The sequence below is a fragment of the Kitasatospora sp. NPDC127111 genome (assembly GCF_042677465.1).
Classification (GTDB): Bacteria; Actinomycetota; Actinomycetes; order Streptomycetales; family Streptomycetaceae; genus Kitasatospora.
Map to the genome: position 1 here is coordinate 49958 of NZ_JBHXTG010000027.1, position 18690 is coordinate 68647.

Below are 18690 nucleotides of genomic sequence, written 5' to 3' on the forward strand. Positions count from 1 at the left end.
AGCACTGATTTCCCCGAGTTGACGGCCGAATCGGACGCGGGCAACCCCCCGCCGGCGCCCGTCAACCCGCTTCGTGACCCCGCAGACCGACGGCTCCCGCGCATCGCGGGGCCGTCCGGTCTGGTCATCTTCGGGGTCACCGGCGACCTGTCCCGCAAGAAGCTGATGCCGGCCATCTACGACCTGGCCAACCGCGGCCTCCTGCCGCCGGGCTTCTCGCTCGTCGGCTTCGCCCGCCGCGAGTGGGAGGACGAGGACTTCGCCAAGGAGGTCCACGACGCGGTCAAGGAGCACGCCCGGACCCCGTTCCGGGAGGAGGTCTGGCAGCAGCTCGCCAAGGGCATGCGCTTCATCCAGGGCACCTTCGACGACGACGACGCCTTCGACAAGCTCCGCGAGACCATCGAGGAGCTCGACAAGGCGCAGGGCACCGGCGGCAACTTCGCCTTCTACCTGTCCGTCCCGCCGAAGTTCTTCCCCACGGTCGTCCAGCAGCTCAAGAAGCACGGCCTGGCCGACCCGCCGAAGGGCTCCTGGCGGCGTGCCGTCATCGAGAAGCCCTTCGGCCACGACCTGGAGAGCGCGCAGGAGCTCAACAAGGTCGTCCACGAGGTCTTCCCCCGGGACGAGGTCTTCCGGATCGACCACTACCTGGGCAAGGAGACGGTCCAGAACATCCTGGCGCTGCGGTTCGCCAACCAGATGTTCGAGCCGATCTGGAACCGGTCGTACGTCGACCACGTGCAGATCACCATGGCCGAGGACATCGGCATCGGCGGCCGGGCCGGCTACTACGACGGCATCGGCTCCGCCCGCGACGTCATCCAGAACCACCTGCTGCAGCTGATGGCGCTCACCGCCATCGAGGAGCCGGCGTCCTTCCACCCCAAGGCGCTGGTCGCCGAGAAGCTCAAGGTGCTCAGCGCCGTCAAGCTCCCGGCCGACCTCGGCCGGCACACCGTGCGCGGCCAGTACGCGTCCGGCTGGCAGGGCGGCGAGGAGGTGGTCGGCTACCTGGACGAGGACGGCATCAACCCGGACTCCAAGACCGACACCTACGCGGCCATCAAGCTGGAGATCAACAACCGCCGCTGGGCGGGCGTGCCGTTCTACCTGCGCACCGGCAAGCGGCTCGGCCGCCGGGTCACCGAGATCGCGGTGGTCTTCCAGCGCGCCCCGTACCTGCCGTTCGACTCCTACGCGACCGAGGAGCTGGGGCAGAACGCCCTGGTCATCCGGGTCCAGCCGGACGAGGGCGTGACGGTGCGGTTCGGTTCCAAGGTGCCGGGCACGTCCTTCGAGGTCCGGGACGTCACGATGGACTTCGCCTACGGCGAGTCCTTCACCGAGTCCAGCCCGGAGGCGTACGAGCGGCTCATCCTCGACGTGCTGCTCGGTGACGCCAACCTGTTCCCGCGCCACCAGGAGGTCGAGCTCTCCTGGCAGATCCTCGACCCGATCGAGAAGTACTGGGACACCCACGGCAAGCCCGCCCAGTACCCGGCCGGCACCTGGGGCCCGGCCGAGGCGGACGAGATGCTCGCACGAGACGGCAGGAGCTGGCGCCGGCCATGAAGATCGACCTCACCAACACGACGTCGAGCAAGATCAACGCGGCCCTGATGGAGGCGCGCCGGGCCAGCGGCTCCACCGCCGCCGGCATGGTGCTCACCCTGGTGATCGTGACCGACGAGGGCAGCGCGTACGACGCCCTCAAGGCCGCCAACGACGCCTCCCGCGAGCACCCCTCGCGCACCCTGGCGGTCATCAAGCGCGCCGGGCGCTCGCCCCGGGCCCGCGCCGAGACCCGCCTGGACGCCGAGATCCTGGTCGGGAGCGACGCCGGCTCCGGCGAGACGGTCATCCTGCGCATGCACGGCGAGCTCGTCGCGCACGCCCAGTCGGTCGTCCTGCCGCTCCTCCTGCCGGACGCCCCGGTGGTGGTCTGGTGGCCGGAGAACGCGCCGCTGCACCCGGCGCAGGATCCGCTGGGCGCCATCGCCCAGCGCCGGATCACCGACGCCGTCACCGCCGAGTCCCCGGTCGGCCAGCTCGCCCAGCGGGCCCAGAGCTACACGCCCGGCGACACCGACCTGGCCTGGACCCGGATCACCGGCTGGCGCTCCATGCTGGCCGCCGCGCTGGACCAGCGGCCGTCCACGATCACCTCCGCGGTCGTCGAGGGCGAGTCGTACAACCCCAGCGTCGAGCTGCTCGGCCTCTGGCTGCACAACCGGCTGCACGTGCCGGTCGAGCGGGTCGTCACCGGCGGCCCGGGCATCACCGCGGTGCACCTGCGCACCAAGGACGGGGACATCACCCTGGACCGCCCGGACGGCCTGATGGGCACGCTCTCCATGCCCGGCTCGCCGGACCGCCAGGTGGCGCTCAAGCGCCGCGAGACCTCCGAGCTGATCGCCGAGGAGCTGCGCCGGCTCGACCCGGACGACATCTACGCCTCGGCCGTCCGCACCCCGGTCGACCGGCTGCGCGAGCCGGTCAACGCCGAGACGGTGGCGGCCGCGAACGCGGCCCAGGCCGTGGTCGAGGCCGCGGTGGCCAACCCGGCCCGGGTGACCGCCAAGCTGCCGGCCGCCAAGAGCACCACGGCCAAGGAGACCGTCGCCAAGAAGGCCGCGCCGGAGAAGGCCGCCGCGAAGGGGGCCCCGGCCAAGCCGGGCGCCAAGCGTGCGGCCAAGAAGGCGGACTCATGAGCGGGCGCGGCGAGCTCCGGACAGCGCTGAGGCCCGCGCGGGCATCCGCCGACGAGCGCGGCGAGGAGTGCGCATGACCGCTTCCACTCCGCAGCTGGTCGTCCACCGGGACAAGGAGCTGATGGCCCAGGCGGCCGCGGCCCGGCTGATCACCCGGATCGTGGACGCCCAGGCCGCCCGCGGCACCGCCTCGGTGGTGCTCACCGGTGGGCGCAACGGCAACGCGCTGCTGGCCGCCATCGCCGCCTCCCCGGCCCGGGACGCGGTCGACTGGGCCCGGCTGGACCTCTGGTGGGGCGACGAGCGCTTCGTGCCCTCCGCCGACCCGGAGCGCAACGCCGTCCAGGCCCGGGCGGAGCTGCTCGACGCCGTACCGCTCGATCCGGCGCGGGTGCACGAGATGCCCGCCTCGGACGGTCCGGACGGCTCGGACGTGGAGGCCGCCGCGGCCCGCTACGCCGAGGAGCTGGCGAAGGCGGCCGGGCCGGGCGACCGGCTCGGTGTGCCGGCCTTCGACGTGCTGCTGCTCGGCGTCGGCCCGGACACCCACGTCGCCTCGCTCTTCCCCGAGCACCCGGGCGTCCGGGAGACCGAGCTGACGGTGGTCGGCGTGCGCGGTGCGCCGAAGCCCCCGCCGACCCGGATCTCGCTCACCCTCCCGGCGATCCGGGCGGCCCGCGAGGTCTGGCTGCTCGCGGCGGGCGAGGACAAGGCCGACGCGGTCGCGATGGCCCTGTCCGGCCCGGGCGAGCTCCAGGCGCCCGCCTCGGGCGCGTACGGCCGCAGCCGCACGCTGTGGCTGCTGGACCGCTCCGCCGCGACCCGGATCCCGCCGCAGCTCTACCCGCCGGCCTCCGCCTGATCCACCGGGGCCGGGTACGCGCGAAGGGCGCCACCGTTGCGAACGGTGGCGCCCTTCGTGCTGTGTCGTCTCAGATCTCGCCGCGCAGCTTGGCCAGCGCCTCGGCGAGGATCGCCTCGCCGTCGGCGTCGGTGCGCCGCTCACGGACGTAGGCGAGGTGGGTCTTGTACGGCTCGTTGCGCGAGGGGGCGGGCGGGTTGTGCTCGTCCTGGCCGGCCGGGAAGCCGCAGCGCGGGCAGTCCCAGGTGTCCGGGATGACCGCCTCGGCGGCGAAGCTGGGACGGGTCTCGTGCTTGTTGGCACACCAGAAGGAGATCCGATTGCGCGGGGCGGACTCGCCGCGCTCCGCCTCCCCCATCGGGCCGGCTCCGACCCTGCTGCCACGGATGGCGTTGCCACTTGCCACGGTCTGACTCCCTGCGTGCTGGTGCGCCGACCCGTCGCGGTCCGCGTCGGTGGCGAAAGTCGTCCTAGTGTAAGCAGGAGTTAAGGATCCTCCACCACCGGCTCCGCCCCGGACCGTTCCAGCATAGGTCTCGGGGCGACGGGACGTCAGGGTTACGTCAGCTCTTGTACTTCAGCACCAGGCTGAGCACGATGATGCAGGCGAACCAGGCGATGCCGACCACGATCGTGATGCGGTCCAGGTTGCGCTCGGCCACCGCGGAGCCGCCGCCGGTGGACATCGCGCCACCGCCGAACATGTCGGACAGGCCGCCGCCCTTCCCCTTGTGCAGCAGCACCAGCAGGATCATCAGCAGGCTGAAGATGATCAGGGCAATCGAGAACCCGATAACCACGACGGGACCAACTCTCTCGTATCTTCGGCGAAGGGGCCGGGCCCGCGGTGAGCGGTCCGGCCCCAAAGCCTACGTTGCTGCGGCGGCGTTAGCCTACTGCCTGCTCACGGTACCGCACGATCTTGACGAACTCCTCGGCGTCCAGGGAGGCACCGCCGATCAGGCCGCCGTCGATGTCGGGCTTGGCCATCAGACCGGCCGCGCTCGACGACTTGACCGAACCGCCGTACAGCACGCGGACCTTGTCGGCCAGCTCGGCGTCGTACAGCTCGGCGATCCGCCGGCGGATCGCGGCGCAGACCTCCTGGGCGTCCTCGGGGGTCGCCACCTCGCCGGTGCCGATCGCCCAGACCGGCTCGTAGGCGACCACGATCGACTCGGCCTGGGCGGCCGGGACGTCCTGCAGGGCGCCGTCGAGCTGGGCCAGCGTGTACTCGACGTGGGTGCCGGCCTTGCGGACCTCCAGCGGCTCGCCGATGCAGAGGATCGGGGTGAGCCCGCTGCGGTAGGCGGCCTTGACCTTGGCGTTGACGATCTCCTCGTTCTCGCCGTGGTACTGGCGGCGCTCCGAGTGGCCGATCACCGCGTAGGTGCACTTCAGCTTGGCCAGCATCGGGCCGGAGACCTCGCCGGTGTAGGCACCGGAGTCGTGCTGCGAGATGTCCTGCGAGCCGTACTTGATCTTCAGCTTGTCGCCGTCGACCAGGGTCTGCACCGAACGCAGGTCGGTGAACGGCACCAGGACCGCGACCTCGACGGACTCGTAGTCCTTGTCGGCCAGCGCGAAGGCCAGCTTCTGGGTGTGCTGGATGGCCTCAAGGTGGTTGAGGTTCATCTTCCAGTTGCCCGCCATCAGCGGGAGACGCTCAGTCATTGCCTCAGCCTTCCAGGGCGGCGAGACCGGGGAGCGTCTTGCCCTCCAGGTACTCGAGGCTCGCGCCACCGCCGGTCGAGATGTGCCCGAACTCCGTCTCGTCGAAGCCCAGGATGCGGACGGCCGCGGCGGAGTCGCCGCCACCGACCACGGTGAACGCGTCGCTGTCGAGCAGGGCCTGCGCGACGGCCTTGGTGCCCTCGGCGAAGGTCGGGTGCTCGAAGACGCCCACCGGGCCGTTCCAGAACACCGTCCTCGCGTCGGCCAGCTTCGCCGCGAACAGCTCGCGGGTCTTCGGGCCGATGTCCAGGCCCTCCTTGTCGGCGGGGATCTTGTCCGCGTCGACGATCTCGAAGTCCTTGACCGGCGCGTGCGTCTTGGTGTCGGGGAAGTCCGCGGAGACCGCGACGTCCACCGGCAGCACGAACTCGACGCCGTTCTGCTTCGCCCGCTCCAGGTACTCCAGAACGGTCGGGACCTGGTCCTTCTGCAGCAGCGAGATGCCGACCTCGTTGCCCAGCGCGTGCAGGAAGGTGTACGCCATGCCGCCGCCGATCAGGATGCGGTCGGCCTTGCCGAGCAGGTTGTCGATCACGCCGACCTTGTCGGACACCTTGGAGCCGCCGAGCACCACCACGTACGGGCGCTCGACCTCCTCGGTGAGGCGCTTGAGCACGCCCACCTCGGTGGCGATCAGGTCGCCGACGGCGTGCGGCAGCAGGGCCGGGAGGTCGTAGACGGAGGCGTGCTTGCGGTGCACCGCACCGAAGCCGTCGCCCACGTACAGGTCGGCCAGCTGCGCCAGCTCGGCGGCGAAGGCGCCGCGCTCGGCGTCGTCCTTGCTGGTCTCGCCGGCGTTGAAGCGCAGGTTCTCGAGCAGCGTGACCTCGCCGTCGGCCAGGGCGGCGACGGTGGCCTTCGCGCTCTCGCCCACGGTGTCGGTCGCGAACGAGACCGGCTTGCCGATGATCTCGCCGAGGCGGACGGCCACCGGCGCGAGGGAGAACTGCGGGTCCGGCTCGCCCTTCGGGCGGCCGAGGTGGGAGGCGACGACGACCTTCGCGCCGCGCTCGACGAGCTTGGCGATGGTCGGGGCGACGGCACGGATCCGGCCGTCGTCGGTGATCGAGCCGCCGGACAGCGGCACGTTCAGGTCCGCGCGCACGAACACGCGCTTGCCGGTGACGTCGAGGTCTTCGATGGTCTTCACGGTCTTCGGTCTCCTGGGGACAAGGTGGCGCAAACGACGGCACAACGTCGGGCCGTCAAAGGGGAGTTGAGGGTGCGCAGACGAGGGCCCGGATGGCGTCGCAGCCTTCCGGGCCCTCCCCCTTACTTCACGTCAGCTCCCGCAGCGTCAGAGCCGGCCACCGACGAGGGTGGTCAGGTTGACGAGGCGGTTCGAGTAGCCCCACTCGTTGTCGTACCAGCCGAAGACCTTGACCTGGTTGCCCTGGACCATGGTCATCAGCGAGTCGAAGATCGTGGAGAACGGCGAGTTCACGATGTCGGAGGAGACGATCGGGTCCTCGGTGTAGTGCAGGATGCCCTTGAGCGAGGTCTCGGAGGCCTTCTTGAAGGCCTCGTTGACCTCGGCGACGGTGACGTCGCGCTCCAGGGTGACGACGAGGTCGGTGATCGAGCCGGTCGGGACGGGGACGCGCAGCGAGGTGCCGTCCAGCTTGCCCTTGAGCTCCGGCAGGACCAGCGCGGTGGCCTTGGCGGCACCGGTGGAGGTGGGGATGATGTTGAGGGCCGCGGCGCGGGCGCGACGCAGGTCCTTGTGCGGGAAGTCCAGGGTGACCTGGTCGTTGGTGTACGCGTGCACCGTGGTCATCAGACCCTTGACGATGCCGAAGTTCTCGTTCAGCACCTTGGCCAGCGGCGCCACGCAGTTGGTGGTGCAGGAGGCGTTGGAGATGACGGTGTGCTTCGCGGCGTCGTACTTCTCGTCGTTGACGCCCATGACGATGGTGATGTCCTCGTCGGTGGCGGGCGCCGAGATGATGACCTTCTTGGCGCCGGCGGCGATGTGCTTCTTGGCCGCCTCGGCCTTGGTGAAGATGCCGGTGGACTCGATGACGATGTCCGCGCCCAGCTCGCCCCAGGGGAGGTTGGCCGGGTCGCGCTCGGCGATGACCTTGAAGGTCTTGCCGTCGACCGTGATGCTGTCCGTGGTGTGCGAGACCTCGCCCGGGAAGGTGCCCAGGATCGAGTCGTACTTCAGCAGGTGCGCCAGGGTCTTCGTGTCGGTGAGGTCGTTGACACCGACGATCTCGATGTCCGCGCCCTGGGACTGAACCGCACGGAAGAAGTTGCGGCCGATGCGGCCGAATCCGTTGATGCCTACCCGGATCGTCACGAACCGATCTCCTCGTTAGGTACGCCGGACGCTATGCCGACGGGGTGGAATTTTGGGATGTCCCCGACCGCCTATGACCCTACCCCTCCGGAGCCTTTCAGGGCACATCCGCCCGGGTCGGACACCTTGGCGTGGCGTGTCAAGAGGCCGGGATCAGGCCTTCCGCCCTTGCCCTCCCGGGCATTTGGTCCAGACCAGCTGAGCGGGTCCGGAATCTCCCGTTCCGGCGTCCGGACACACGACGGCCGGTGTCCGCATTGCGGACACCGGCCGTCGGTACGCACGGACCGTGATCGCTAGTTCAGCGCCATCTCGTCGGTCAGGTTGGCCTCGGTGCTGGGGAGGCCGAGTTCGGAGGCGCGCTTGTCGGCCATCGCCAGCAGCCGGCGGATCCGGCCGGCCACCGCGTCCTTGGTCAGCGGCGGGTCGGCGAGCGCGCCCAGCTCCTCCAGCGAAGCCTGCTTGTGCTGCATCCGCAGCTGGCCGGCGGCGGCCAGGTGCTCGGGCACCTCGTCGCCGAGGATCTCCAGCGCGCGCTGCACCCGCGCGCCGGCCGCCACCGCGGCGCGCGCCGAGCGGCGCAGGTTGGCGTCGTCGAAGTTGGCCAGCCGGTTGGCGGTGGCCCGGACCTCGCGCCGCATCCGGCGCTCCTCCCAGGCGAGCACCGACTCGTGGGCGCCGAGCCGGGTCAGCAGCGCGCCGATGGCGTCGCCGTCGCGGATCACCACCCGGTCCACGCCGCGCACCTCGCGGGCCTTGGCCGGGATGCCGAGCCGGCGGGCGGCGCCGACCAGGGCGAGGGCGGCCTCGGAGCCGGGGCAGGTGATCTCCAGCGAGGAGGAGCGGCCCGGCTCGGTGAGCGAGCCGTGCGCCAGGAACGCTCCGCGCCAGGCCGCCTCGGCGTCACAGGTGGCGCCGGACACCACGGCCGGGGGCAGGCCCCGGATCGGCCGCCCGCGACCGTCCACGAGACCGGTCTGGCGCGCGAGCAGCTCGCCGTCCTTGACCACCCGGACCACGTAGCGGCTGCCGCGGCGCAGCCCGCCCGGGGCCATCACGACCAGGTCCGAGGAGTGTCCGAAGATCTCCAGCAGGTCCTTGCGCAGCCGGCGCGCGGCCGCGCCGGTGTCGAGCTCCGCCTCGATCACGATGCGGCCGCTCACGATGTGCAGCCCGCCCGCGAATCGCAGGATCGCCGACACCTCCGCCTTGCGGCAGCAGGCCCGGGTGACCGGGAGCCGGCTGATTTCGTCCTTCACCGCTGGAGTCATCGCCATGGCCCGATCCTTCCATGTGTCCGGAAAATCCGGTCGTACGCGGCCGCCAAGAGCTCCGGGTCGTGTCGCGGCGTGCCGTCGGTGCGGGCGACCCGGCCGAGCACCAGGGCGGCGCCCATCCGCTCGGCGGCCTTCTCCAGACCGGCCAGGTCCGCCTGGCCGAAGGCGCCGCCGGTGACGGCGCGCTCGTCCACCAGGATCGCATCCACCGCGAGGTCGGGTGCGTGGTCGGCGATGACCTCCAGGTGGCGCTGCGGGGTGAAGCCCTCCGTCTCGCCGGGCTGGGGCGCCAGGTTCAGGGTGAGCAGGCGGCGGGCGCGGGTCTCGGTGAGCGCCTGGGCCAGCTCGGGCACCAGCAGGTGCGGGAGCACGCTGGTGAACCAGGAGCCGGGGCCGAGCACCACCCAGTCCGCCTCCCGCACGGCGGTGACGGCCTCCGGCACGGCCGGCGGCTCGTCCGGCAGCAGCCGGATCGACTGGACCGTACCCGGCGTGACGGCGACGCTGGCCTGGCCGCGGACGGCCGACAGCTCGCCGGGGCGCGCCGGGTCGTGCCCGCGGACTATCGCCTCGATGTCCAGCGGCACCGCCGACATCGGCAGCACCCGGCCCTGGACGTTCAGCAGCCGGCCCACCCAGTCGAGGGCGGCCACCGGGTCCCCGAGCTTCTCCCAGAGCGCGACGATCAGCAGGTTGCCCACGGCGTGGCCGCCGAGCTCGCCGGTGCCGGTGAAGCGCTGCTGGATCACCTCGGACCAGGTGCGGCCCCAGTCGTCGTCGCCGCAGAGCGCGGCCAGCGCCTTGCGCAGGTCGCCCGGGGGCAGCACCCCGAGCTCCTCGCGCAGCCGGCCGCTGGAGCCGCCGTCGTCGGCCACCGTGACCACGGCGGTGAGGTCGGTGGTGAGCCGGCGCAGCGCGGAGAGCGAGGCCGAGAGGCCCTGGCCGCCGCCGAGGGCGGTGATCCGGGGGGCCTGTTTGGTCCGGGGCGGTTGGCTGGTGCGGGCGGGACTGGTGCGGGCCTGGCTGGTCCGGGCCTGTCCGGGCCTGGCCCGGCCGGTCGCCGCGGCGCGCGACGGGACTCCCGTCCGGTCGGCGGTCTTGTTCTGCAGCTGCCGCCCGGGCACGTATCCCGTCACACCCACCTCGCGTTCCTCTTGCCCGCCGCCGGCCTCCGCCGGCGGCCCGGCAGGGGGGGCGGCGGCTACTCCCGTCCCATGTCACGGTGGACGAGCACCGTTTCGACGCCGTCCGCGATGAGACGCTTCGTCAACCGCTCGGACATCGCGACGCTGCGGTGCTTGCCACCGGTGCAGCCTACGGCAAGCGTCATGTAGCGCTTCCCCTCGCGCCGGTACCCCTCGGTGACGATGCGCAGCAGCTCGGCGTAGCCGTTGAGGAATTCGTTGGCCCCGGGCTGCTGGAACACGTAGTCGGCGACGTCGGCGTCGGTGCCGGTACGGGCGCGCAGCTCGGGGACCCAGTGCGGGTTGGGCAGGAAGCGGCAGTCCACCACGAGGTCGGCGTCGACCGGCAGGCCGTACTTGAAACCGAACGACATCACGGTGGCGCGCAGCTCGGGCTCGTCGTGGTCGGCGAACTGGGCGTCGAGCTTGGCCCGCAGCTGGTGCACGTTGAGGTTGGAGGTGTCGATCACCAGGTCGGCCTCGCCGCGCAGCTCGCGCAGCAGGTCGCGCTCCTGGGCGATGCCGTCGACGATGCGGCCGTCGGCCTGGAGCGGGTGCGGGCGCCGCACGCTCTCGAAGCGGCGGACCAGGGCGTCGTCGGAGGAGTCCAGGAAGACCACGCTCAGCCGGACGCCGCGCTTCTCCAGCTCGTCCAGCGAGGTCAGCAGGTCGTCGAAGAACTGCCGGCCGCGGACGTCCACCACGACGCCGATCCGGGCCACGTTGCCCTGGGAGCGGGCGCCGAGGTCCACCATGGTCGGGATGAGGGCCGGCGGCAGGTTGTCCACCACGAACCAGCCGAGGTCCTCCAGACACTTGGCGGCGGTGGAGCGACCGGCTCCGGACATGCCGGAGATGATCACCAGCTCCGGGGCGTTCTCCCCGCCGGCCTCCGGCCGGGAGGTACTCCCATAATCGGACACGCTCACTTCGGTTCCCCGCTCTCGATGATTCTGCTGAGGAGAACGCGCGTCGCGCGGGCACGCTTCCCCGGCTCACTCGGGCGAGTGAGCACGGGGCGCGCCGGCTGACGGGCGGCGTCGGCCGTCATGGCGTCTCCTGGGACGGTGCGGTCTGGGGCGCTGCGCCGGCCGCGGTGCCGGCCGTTTCAGCGCTGTCATCGATGATCTCGCCGGTGGCGGTGTTCACGGCGAGTGCCGCGGGTGTACGGGACGACAACACTGCCGCAACAGTCTCCGCCGTCCGGCGTCCGATGCCGGGGACGGCGCAGAGCTCGTCGACGGTGGCCGCGCGGAGCCTCTTCAGCGAGCCGAAGTGCTTGAGCAGCGCCTGGCGGCGAGTCTCGCCGAGGCCGGGGACGGAGTCCAGCTCCCCGGCGGTGAGTCGCTTGGAACGCTTGCTGCGCTGGTAGGTGATGGCGAAGCGGTGCGCCTCGTCGCGGACGCGCTGGAGCAGGTAGAGGCCCTCGCTGCTGCGCGGCAGGACGACCGGGTCGTCCTCGCCGGGCAGCCAGACCTCCTCCAGGCGCTTGGCGAGCCCGCAGAGGGCGACGTCGTCGATGCCCAGCTCGTCCAGGGCGCGCCGGGCGGCGGCGACCTGCGGCTGGCCGCCGTCGACCACCAGCAGCTGCGGCGGGTAGGCGAAGCGGCGGGGGCGGCCCCCGTCGTCCCGCGCGGTCCCCGGGTCGACCGGGCCGGACGGCGTGCCCGGCTCGTCGTCGGCGCCCTCCTCCGGGACGGCCCACTCCCCGGTCTGCTCGCGCTCCTGCAGGTAGCGGCGGAACCGGCGGCTGATCACCTCGTGCATCGAGCGGACGTCGTCCTGGCCCTCGAAGCCCTTGATCTGGAACCGGCGGTACTCGCTCTTGCGGGCCAGGCCGTCCTCGAAGACCACCATCGAGGCGACCACGTCCTCGCCCTGGAGGTGGGAGATGTCGAAGCACTCGATGCGCAGCGGGACGGAGTCCAGCTCCAGGGCGTCGGCGATCTCCTGGAGGGCACGGCTGCGGGTGGTGAGGTCGGAGGCGCGCTTGGTCTTGTGCAGCGCCAGCGCCTGCTGGGCGTTGCGCTGCACGGTGGCCATCAGGTCCTTCTTGTCGCCGCGCTGCGGGACGCGCAGGTCGACCTGGGCGCCGCGCAGGCCGGACAGCCACTCCCTCACCGGGCCGGCCGGCTCGGGCAGGGCGGGGACCAGCACCTCGCGCGGGACGGCCTCGCTCCGCTCGTCCGGGCCGGCTCCGCCGTAGAGCTGCTGCAGGGCGTGCTCGACCAGGCCGGCGGTGTCCACGTCCTCGACCTTGTCGGTGACCCAGCCGCGCTGGCCGCGGACCCGGCCGCCGCGGACGTGGAAGATCTGGACGGCGGCCTCCAACTCGTCCTCGGCGAGGGCGAGCAGGTCGGCGTCGGTGGCGTCGGCGAGCACGATGGCGTTCTTCTCCATCGCGCGCTTGAGCGCCCCGATGTCGTCGCGCAGCCGGGCCGCCTTCTCGTACTCCATCTCCGCGGCGGCCTCCTGCATCTGCTCTTCCAGCCGGCGCAGGTAGTTGCCGGTGCGGCCGGCCATGAAGTCGCAGAAGTCCTCGGCGAGCGCCCGGTGTTCGTCGGCCGAGACCTTGCCGACGCAGGGCGCGGCGCACTTGCCGATGTAGCCGAGCAGGCAGGGGCGGCCGACCTGGCGGGCGCGCTTGAACACGCCGTTGGAGCAGGTGCGGACCGGGAAGACCCGCAGCAGCAGGTCGACCGTCTCGCGGATCGCCCAGGCGTGCCCGTACGGGCCGAAGTAGCGCACGCCCTTCTTGTGCGCCCCGCGCATCACCTGGACCCGCGGGTACTCCTCGTCGAGGGTGACCGCGAGCTCCGGGTAGCTCTTGTCGTCGCGGTACTTGACGTTGAAGCGGGGGTCGAACTCCTTGATCCAGGAGTACTCGAGCTGGAGCGCCTCGACCTCGGTGGAGACGACCGTCCACTCGACCGCGGCCGCGGTGGTGACCATCGTCGCGGTGCGGGGGTGCAGCCCGGCGAGGTCCTGGAAGTAGGACGACAGCCGCGGCCGCAGGCTCTTGGCCTTGCCGACGTAGATGACCCGCCCGTGGGCGTCACGGAACCGGTAGACGCCCGGCGAGGTCGGAATCGCGCCCGGCGCCGGGCGGTAGGTGGACGGGTCAGCCATGGGTCCACCGTACCGAGTCGGGCCGGGCGGACGGCAGGGAGATCACCGGAGCGGGGATCGACGGAGTGGAGATCAACTGCTTCAGCTCGGAGTCACCTTGAGGTTGCCGCCCTCGACCGCGACCTGGTACTCGGGCAGCGGCTTGGTCGCCGGGCCCTCGACCCGGGCGCCGGTGGAGAAGTCGAAGTTGCTGCCGTGGCACGGGCACTTGATCAGCTTGTCCTCGACCTTGTCGACCACGCAGCCGGCGTGGGTGCAGACCGCGCTGAACGCCTCGTAGGTGCCCTCGGTCGGCTGGGTGACGACGATCTTCTTCTCCCGGTAGACCTTGCCCCCGCCGACCGGGACGTCCGTCGCCGGGCCGACGACGACCGGCTCCTTGGGGGCCTTCGACGCCGACGCCGCGGGAGCGGAGGAGCCGCCGGAGGAACCGCTGGAGGCGCAGCCGGAGAGCGCGACCGTGCCACCGGCGGCGAGGACGGCGGCGGCACCGCAGAGCACGGTGCGACGGGAGGCGGCGGGGCTCTCGGGGGCCTCGGACATCGGTGGCTGCTCCTGCGGGTGGGCGGTCGTGGGTCAGCGGCAGTCTATGCGCAGCGCACCCGGCTGCCCCCCGCCGATCGGGGGCAGCCGGGTGCGGCCGCGGGCTACTTCTTCGCGGCGGCCCGCTTGCGCGGGGCCCGCACCGGGACCTGGGCGTCGTTGAACTCGCCCGGCAGGATGTCCCGCAGGAACTTGCCGGTGTGGCTGTCCGGCACCGCGGCGATCTGTTCCGGGGTGCCCTCGGCGACCACCGTGCCGCCGCCGGAGCCGCCCTCGGGGCCCATGTCGACGATCCAGTCGGCGGTCTTGATCACATCGAGGTTGTGCTCGATGACGATCACCGTGTTGCCCTTCTCCACCAGGCCGGAGAGCACCTTGATCAGCTTGCTGATGTCCTCGAAGTGCAGGCCGGTGGTGGGCTCGTCCAGGACGTAGACCGTCCGCCCGGTGGAACGCTTCTGCAGCTCGGAGGCCAGCTTGACGCGCTGCGCCTCACCGCCGGAGAGGGTCGGCGCGGACTGGCCGAGCCGGACGTAGCCGAGGCCGACGTCGTTGAGCGTCCTCAGGTGGCGGGCGATCGCCGGGACGGCCTCGAAGAAGTGCAGCGCCTCCTCGATCGGCATGTCCAGCACCTCGGCGATGGACTTGCCCTTGTAGTGGACCTCCAGCGTCTCCCGGTTGTACCGGGCGCCGTGGCAGACCTCGCACGGCACGTAGACGTCGGGCAGGAAGTTCATCTCGATCTTGATGGTGCCGTCGCCGGAGCAGTTCTCGCAGCGGCCGCCCTTGACGTTGAACGAGAACCGGCCGGGCAGGTAGCCGCGGACCTTGGCCTCCTGCGTCTCCGCGAACAGCCGCCGGACGTGGTCGAACACACCGGTGTAGGTGGCCGGGTTGGAGCGCGGGGTGCGGCCGATCGGCGACTGGTCGACGTGCACCACCTTGTCCACCAGGTCGGTGCCGGTGATCCGGGTGTGCCGGCCCGGCACGCTGCGGGCGCCGTTCAGCTCCCGGGCGAGGTGGGTGTACAGGATGTCGTTGACCAGCGTCGACTTGCCGGAGCCGGAGACCCCGGTGATCGCGGTGAAGGTGCCGAGCGGGAACCCGACCGTGACGTCCTTGAGGTTGTGCTCGCGGGCGCCGTGGACGGTCAGCTGGCGCTTCCGGTCCCGGGCGCGGCGGGCGGCCGGGATCGGGATGGAGCGCTTGCCGGAGAGGTACTGGCCGGTCAGCGACTGCTTGTTGCCGAGCAGCTGCTCCAGCGAGCCGGAGTGCACCACCTTGCCGCCGTGCTCGCCGGCGCCGGGGCCGATGTCGACCACCCAGTCCGCCGTCTTGATGGTGTCCTCGTCGTGCTCGACGACGATCAGGGTGTTGCCGATGTCCCGCAGCCGGACCAGGGTCTCGATCAGGCGGTGGTTGTCGCGCTGGTGCAGGCCGATGGACGGCTCGTCCAGCACGTAGAGCACGCCGACCAGGCCGGAGCCGATCTGGGTGGCGAGCCGGATCCGCTGGGCCTCGCCGCCGGACAGGGTGCCGGCCGCGCGGTTGAGCGAGAGGTAGTCCAGGCCGACGTCGACCAGGAAGCGCAGCCGCTCGTTGACCTCCTTGAGGACGCGCTCGGCGATCTTCTTGTCCCGGGCGGTCAGCCGCATCGCACCGAGGAACTCCGCGCAGTCGCTGATCGACATCGCCGAGACGTCCGCGATGGACTTCCCCTCGACGGTGACGGCGAGCACCACCGGCTTCAGCCGGGTGCCCTCGCAGGTCGGGCAGGGCACCTCGCGCATGTAGCCCTCGAAGCGCTCGCGGCTGGAGTCGCTCTCCGCCTCGCTGTGCCGGCGCTGGATGAACGGCACCGCGCCCTCGAAGCCCGTGGTGTACGAGCGGTCCCGCCCGTAGCGGGTGCGGAACCGCACCTCGACCTGGTGCTTGTGCCCGTACAGCAGCGCCTTCCTGGCGCGGGCCGGCAGCCCGGCCCAGGGGATGTCGGTGCGGAAGCCCAGCTCGTCGGCGAGCGCGCCGATCAGGCGCTGGAAGTACTCCTTGGTGTGGCCGCCGGACCAGGGGTGGATCGCGCCCTCGTCCAGCGACCTCTCCTCGTCGGGGACGACCAGCTCCGGGTCCACCTCCATCCGGTTGCCCAGGCCCGAGCAGTCCGGGCAGGCGCCGAACGGCGAGTTGAAGGAGAACGAGCGCGGCTCCAGCTCCTCGAACGACACGTCGTCGTACGGGCAGTAGAGGTGCTCGGAGTACATCCGCTCGCGCTCCGGGTCGTCCTCCGGGAGGTCGACGAAGTCGAGCACGACCATGCCGCCGCTCAGCCGCAGGGCCGTCTCCACCGAGTCGGTCAGCCGGCGCTTGGCGCTCTCCTTGACGGTGAGGCGGTCGATCACCACCTCGACGGTGTGCTTCTCCTGCTTCTTCAGCTTGGGCGGCTCGGCGAGCTGGATCGTCTCGCCGTCCACCCGGGCGCGGGCGTAGCCCTTGGACTGGAGGTCGGCGAAGAGGTCGACGAACTCGCCCTTGCGCTCGCGCACCACCGGGCTGAGCACCTGGAACCGGGTGCCCTCGGCGAGCTCCAGCACCTTGTCGACGACGGCCTGCGGGGACTGCTTGGCGATCGGGCGGCCGCAGTGCGGGCAGTGCGGCTTGCCGATCCGGGCGAACAGCAGGCGCAGGTAGTCGTAGACCTCGGTGATGGTGCCGACCGTGGAGCGCGGGTTGCGGTTGGTGGACTTCTGGTCGATCGAGACGGCCGGGGAGAGGCCCTCGATGAAGTCGACGTCGGGCTTGTCCATCTGCCCGAGGAACTGCCGGGCGTAGGAGGACAGCGACTCGACGTACCGGCGCTGCCCCTCGGCGAAGATCGTGTCGAAGGCCAGCGAGGACTTGCCGGACCCGGAGAGGCCCGTGAAGACGATGAGGGAGTCGCGGGGCAGGTCGAGCGAGACGTTCTTGAGGTTGTGCTCGCGAGCACCGCGGACGATGAGGCGGTCGGCCACTGCTTCTGGCGCCTTTCTCCGGGGCGAGATGGCTGGTGAAAGTGATGCGTACTTCTTCCAGGATGCGGCAGCCAGCCTACTAGCTCACGCGTTCGATTATCGAGCTCGTCCAGCCGGGTCCACCCGAACGAGTGAAGGTCCCCTCCGGGGGTGACCCGGGCAATTCGGGAAAGCCCCAGATCAGGCCGGAGATCGGGGGTAGCGTCACCTCGTCAACGAGCGAACGCCCGCCCGGGCAACGCCCACACCGACGGAGGCCGTACCCGATGACCGACCCAGCGACCGACCCCGCGACCGACCCCGCGGCCGCCGCCGCCCTCGCCGACGAGCGGCTGCGCCTGGTCGCCACCAGCACCGGCCACCTCCTGCACACCGTGGCCGAGCTGAAGCCGGAGGCCTTGGCCGAGCCCTCCGCCCTCCCCGGCTGGACCAGGGGCCACGTGCTGGCCCACCTGGCCCGCAACGCCGACTCGCTGGTCAACCTGCTCAACGGCGCCCGGACCGGCACCGACATCCCGCAGTACGCCAGCGAGCAGGCCCGCGACCAGGGCATCGAGGACGGCGCCGGCCGTCCGCTCGACGTCCAGCTCGACGACCTGCGCGACTCCGACCGGAACTTCGCCGCGGCCGCCGCGCTGCTGCCGGACGAGGCCTGGGCGGCCGTGGTCCGGCACCGCTCCGGCGCCACCTTCCCGGCCTCCGAGCTGCCGTGGAAGCGCCTCGCCGAGGTCGAGTACCACCACGTCGACCTGGACGCCGGCTACACCCCCGCGCACTGGCCGGAGCCGTTCGCCGTCGCCGAGTTCCGCAAGCTCGCCGCCAGGCTGGCCGGGAACGCCGAGCTCCCCGCCGTCGAGCTGATCGCCGACGACACCGAGGACCGCGCCGTGATCGGCACCGCCCCGGGCGGGCCCGCGCTGACCGCCGAGGGCCCGGTCCGGGCACTGCTCGGCTGGCTCTCCGGCCGCTCCGACGGCGACGGCCTCCAGGTCCACCGGGACGGCGTCCAGCTCACCGACGGTCGCGGCGCGCTGCCCCGACTTCCCCCGCTGGGCTGACGGCGCGAGGATGATCCTGAACGCTGGAACGACCGGACTAGGAGCGGACGGATGACGTACCACGGAGCGGTCAAGGTCGGCGGACCGCCGGACGTGCGCGAGCTGGCCCACCTGATCATCACCAAGGTGGCCGTCGGCCCGTACGACAACAACGCCTACCTGCTGCGCTGCCGGGCCACCGACGAGCAGCTGCTGATCGACGCCGCCGCCGACGCGCCGGTCCTGCTGGAGACGGTCGGCGACGAACTGGCCACCGTGGTCACCACCCACCGGCACCACGACCACTGGGGCGCGCTCGCCGAGGTGGTCGCCGCCACCGGCGCCCGCACCGCGGCCGGGGAGCACGACGCCGAGGGCATCGACGTGCCCACCGAGCTGTGGCTGGCGGACGGCGACAAGCTGCGGGTCGGCCAGGCGGAGCTGACCGTCCGGCACCTGGTCGGCCACACCCCCGGCGCGATCGTGCTGGTCTACGACGACCCGCAGGGCCACCCGCACGTCTTCACCGGCGACTGCCTGTTCCCGGGCGGCGTGGGGAACACCTGGGGCGACGCGGCGGCCTTCGAGAGCCTCTTCAAGGACGTCAACGAGAAGATCTTCGACGTCCTGCCGGACGAGGCCTGGGTCTACCCCGGCCACGGCAACGACACCACCCTCGGCGCCGAGCGCCCGCACCTCGCCGAGTGGCGCGAGCGCGGCTGGTAGGGCGCGTCCGGCACGCCCCGAGCCCCGGCACCACGAACGGCGGGCCCGCGACCACTGCTCGGTCGCGGGCCCGCGTCGGGGGGGCCCGCCGCGGCCCCCCCCCGCGGGGCCCCCCGGGGGGAGGCGGGGGGGGTGGGGGGGGCGCCCGCCGGCCCCGGGAGTTAAAAAAAAAATAAC

The 18690-nt window shown here is 71.8% G+C and carries 16 protein-coding genes; 5 read left to right on the top strand and 11 right to left on the bottom strand.

Annotated features, from left to right (window positions below):
• Positions 1-18 precede the first annotated feature (18 nt).
• The 3 genes from zwf (at position 19) to pgl (ending at position 3576) form a co-directional block, all read left to right on the top strand.
• Positions 19-1575 carry a glucose-6-phosphate dehydrogenase gene (gene zwf, locus ACFVHB_RS18490; protein ID WP_380322835.1) on the top strand — a complete coding sequence of 519 codons (1557 nt, stop codon included), beginning with the start codon at positions 19-21 and terminating at the stop codon, positions 1573-1575.
• The gene (gene opcA, locus ACFVHB_RS18495) at positions 1572-2714 is read left to right on the top strand and encodes a glucose-6-phosphate dehydrogenase assembly protein OpcA (protein WP_380322729.1); all 1143 of its coding nucleotides are present in this window, start codon (positions 1572-1574) and stop codon (positions 2712-2714) included. Before zwf ends, opcA begins: the two co-directional genes overlap by 4 nt.
• A 73-nt stretch (positions 2715-2787) precedes the next feature.
• Positions 2788-3576, top strand: coding sequence for a 6-phosphogluconolactonase (pgl, locus tag ACFVHB_RS18500; protein ID WP_380322732.1), 789 nt, complete (start codon positions 2788-2790; stop codon positions 3574-3576).
• 70 nt (positions 3577-3646) lie between these two features.
• Here the strand turns inward: pgl and ACFVHB_RS18505 are convergent, their stop codons facing one another.
• The 11 genes from ACFVHB_RS18505 to uvrA all read right to left on the bottom strand — a co-directional run bounded on the left by ACFVHB_RS18505 (position 3647) and on the right by uvrA (position 16750).
• Entirely contained in the window at positions 3647-3982 is a 336-nt protein-coding gene (locus ACFVHB_RS18505; RefSeq protein WP_035841977.1) for an RNA polymerase-binding protein RbpA, read from the bottom strand.
• A 157-nt stretch (positions 3983-4139) separates the two neighbouring features.
• Positions 4140-4376 (bottom strand): preprotein translocase subunit SecG, encoded by a 237-nt coding sequence (secG, locus tag ACFVHB_RS18510; RefSeq protein WP_380322735.1) that lies wholly within the window; start codon positions 4374-4376, stop codon positions 4140-4142.
• Positions 4377-4464: 88 nt separating this feature from the next.
• Positions 4465-5250: a triose-phosphate isomerase gene (tpiA, locus tag ACFVHB_RS18515; protein ID WP_380322738.1), complete on the bottom strand. Its 786-nt coding sequence runs from the start codon at positions 5248-5250 to the stop codon at positions 4465-4467.
• 4 nt (positions 5251-5254) lie between these two features.
• Entirely contained in the window at positions 5255-6460 is a 1206-nt protein-coding gene (locus ACFVHB_RS18520; protein ID WP_380322741.1) for a phosphoglycerate kinase, read from the bottom strand.
• 147 nt (positions 6461-6607) lie between these two features.
• A complete protein-coding gene (gap, locus tag ACFVHB_RS18525; protein WP_380322744.1) occupies positions 6608-7612 on the bottom strand; it encodes a type I glyceraldehyde-3-phosphate dehydrogenase in 1005 nt (334 codons plus the stop codon).
• A gap of 296 nt (positions 7613-7908) precedes the next feature.
• A complete protein-coding gene (gene whiA, locus ACFVHB_RS18530; protein WP_209411690.1) occupies positions 7909-8889 on the bottom strand; it encodes a DNA-binding protein WhiA in 981 nt (326 codons plus the stop codon).
• Entirely contained in the window at positions 8880-10013 is a 1134-nt protein-coding gene (yvcK, locus tag ACFVHB_RS18535; protein WP_380322838.1) for a uridine diphosphate-N-acetylglucosamine-binding protein YvcK, read from the bottom strand. Before yvcK ends, whiA begins: the two co-directional genes overlap by 10 nt.
• A 77-nt stretch (positions 10014-10090) precedes the next feature.
• Entirely contained in the window at positions 10091-10921 is an 831-nt protein-coding gene (gene rapZ / locus ACFVHB_RS18540) for an RNase adapter RapZ (RefSeq protein WP_380322841.1), read from the bottom strand.
• A 199-nt stretch (positions 10922-11120) separates the two neighbouring features.
• Positions 11121-13202 carry an excinuclease ABC subunit UvrC gene (uvrC, locus tag ACFVHB_RS18545; protein WP_380322748.1) on the bottom strand — a complete coding sequence of 694 codons (2082 nt, stop codon included), beginning with the start codon at positions 13200-13202 and terminating at the stop codon, positions 11121-11123.
• Positions 13203-13283: 81 nt separating this feature from the next.
• Positions 13284-13745, bottom strand: a complete 462-nt coding sequence (locus tag ACFVHB_RS18550) for a Rieske (2Fe-2S) protein (protein WP_380322750.1) — start codon at positions 13743-13745, stop codon at positions 13284-13286.
• A 104-nt stretch (positions 13746-13849) separates the two neighbouring features.
• Positions 13850-16750 carry an excinuclease ABC subunit UvrA gene (gene uvrA, locus ACFVHB_RS18555; RefSeq protein ID WP_380322753.1) on the bottom strand — a complete coding sequence of 967 codons (2901 nt, stop codon included), beginning with the start codon at positions 16748-16750 and terminating at the stop codon, positions 13850-13852.
• A gap of 266 nt (positions 16751-17016) precedes the next feature.
• Between uvrA and ACFVHB_RS18560 the strand changes: the two genes are divergently transcribed.
• Positions 17017-17808 (top strand): maleylpyruvate isomerase family mycothiol-dependent enzyme, encoded by a 792-nt coding sequence (locus ACFVHB_RS18560; protein ID WP_380322756.1) that lies wholly within the window; start codon positions 17017-17019, stop codon positions 17806-17808.
• Positions 17809-17859: 51 nt separating this feature from the next.
• Positions 17860-18513, top strand: a complete 654-nt coding sequence (locus tag ACFVHB_RS18565; protein ID WP_380322758.1) for an MBL fold metallo-hydrolase — start codon at positions 17860-17862, stop codon at positions 18511-18513.
• Positions 18514-18690 lie beyond the last annotated feature (177 nt).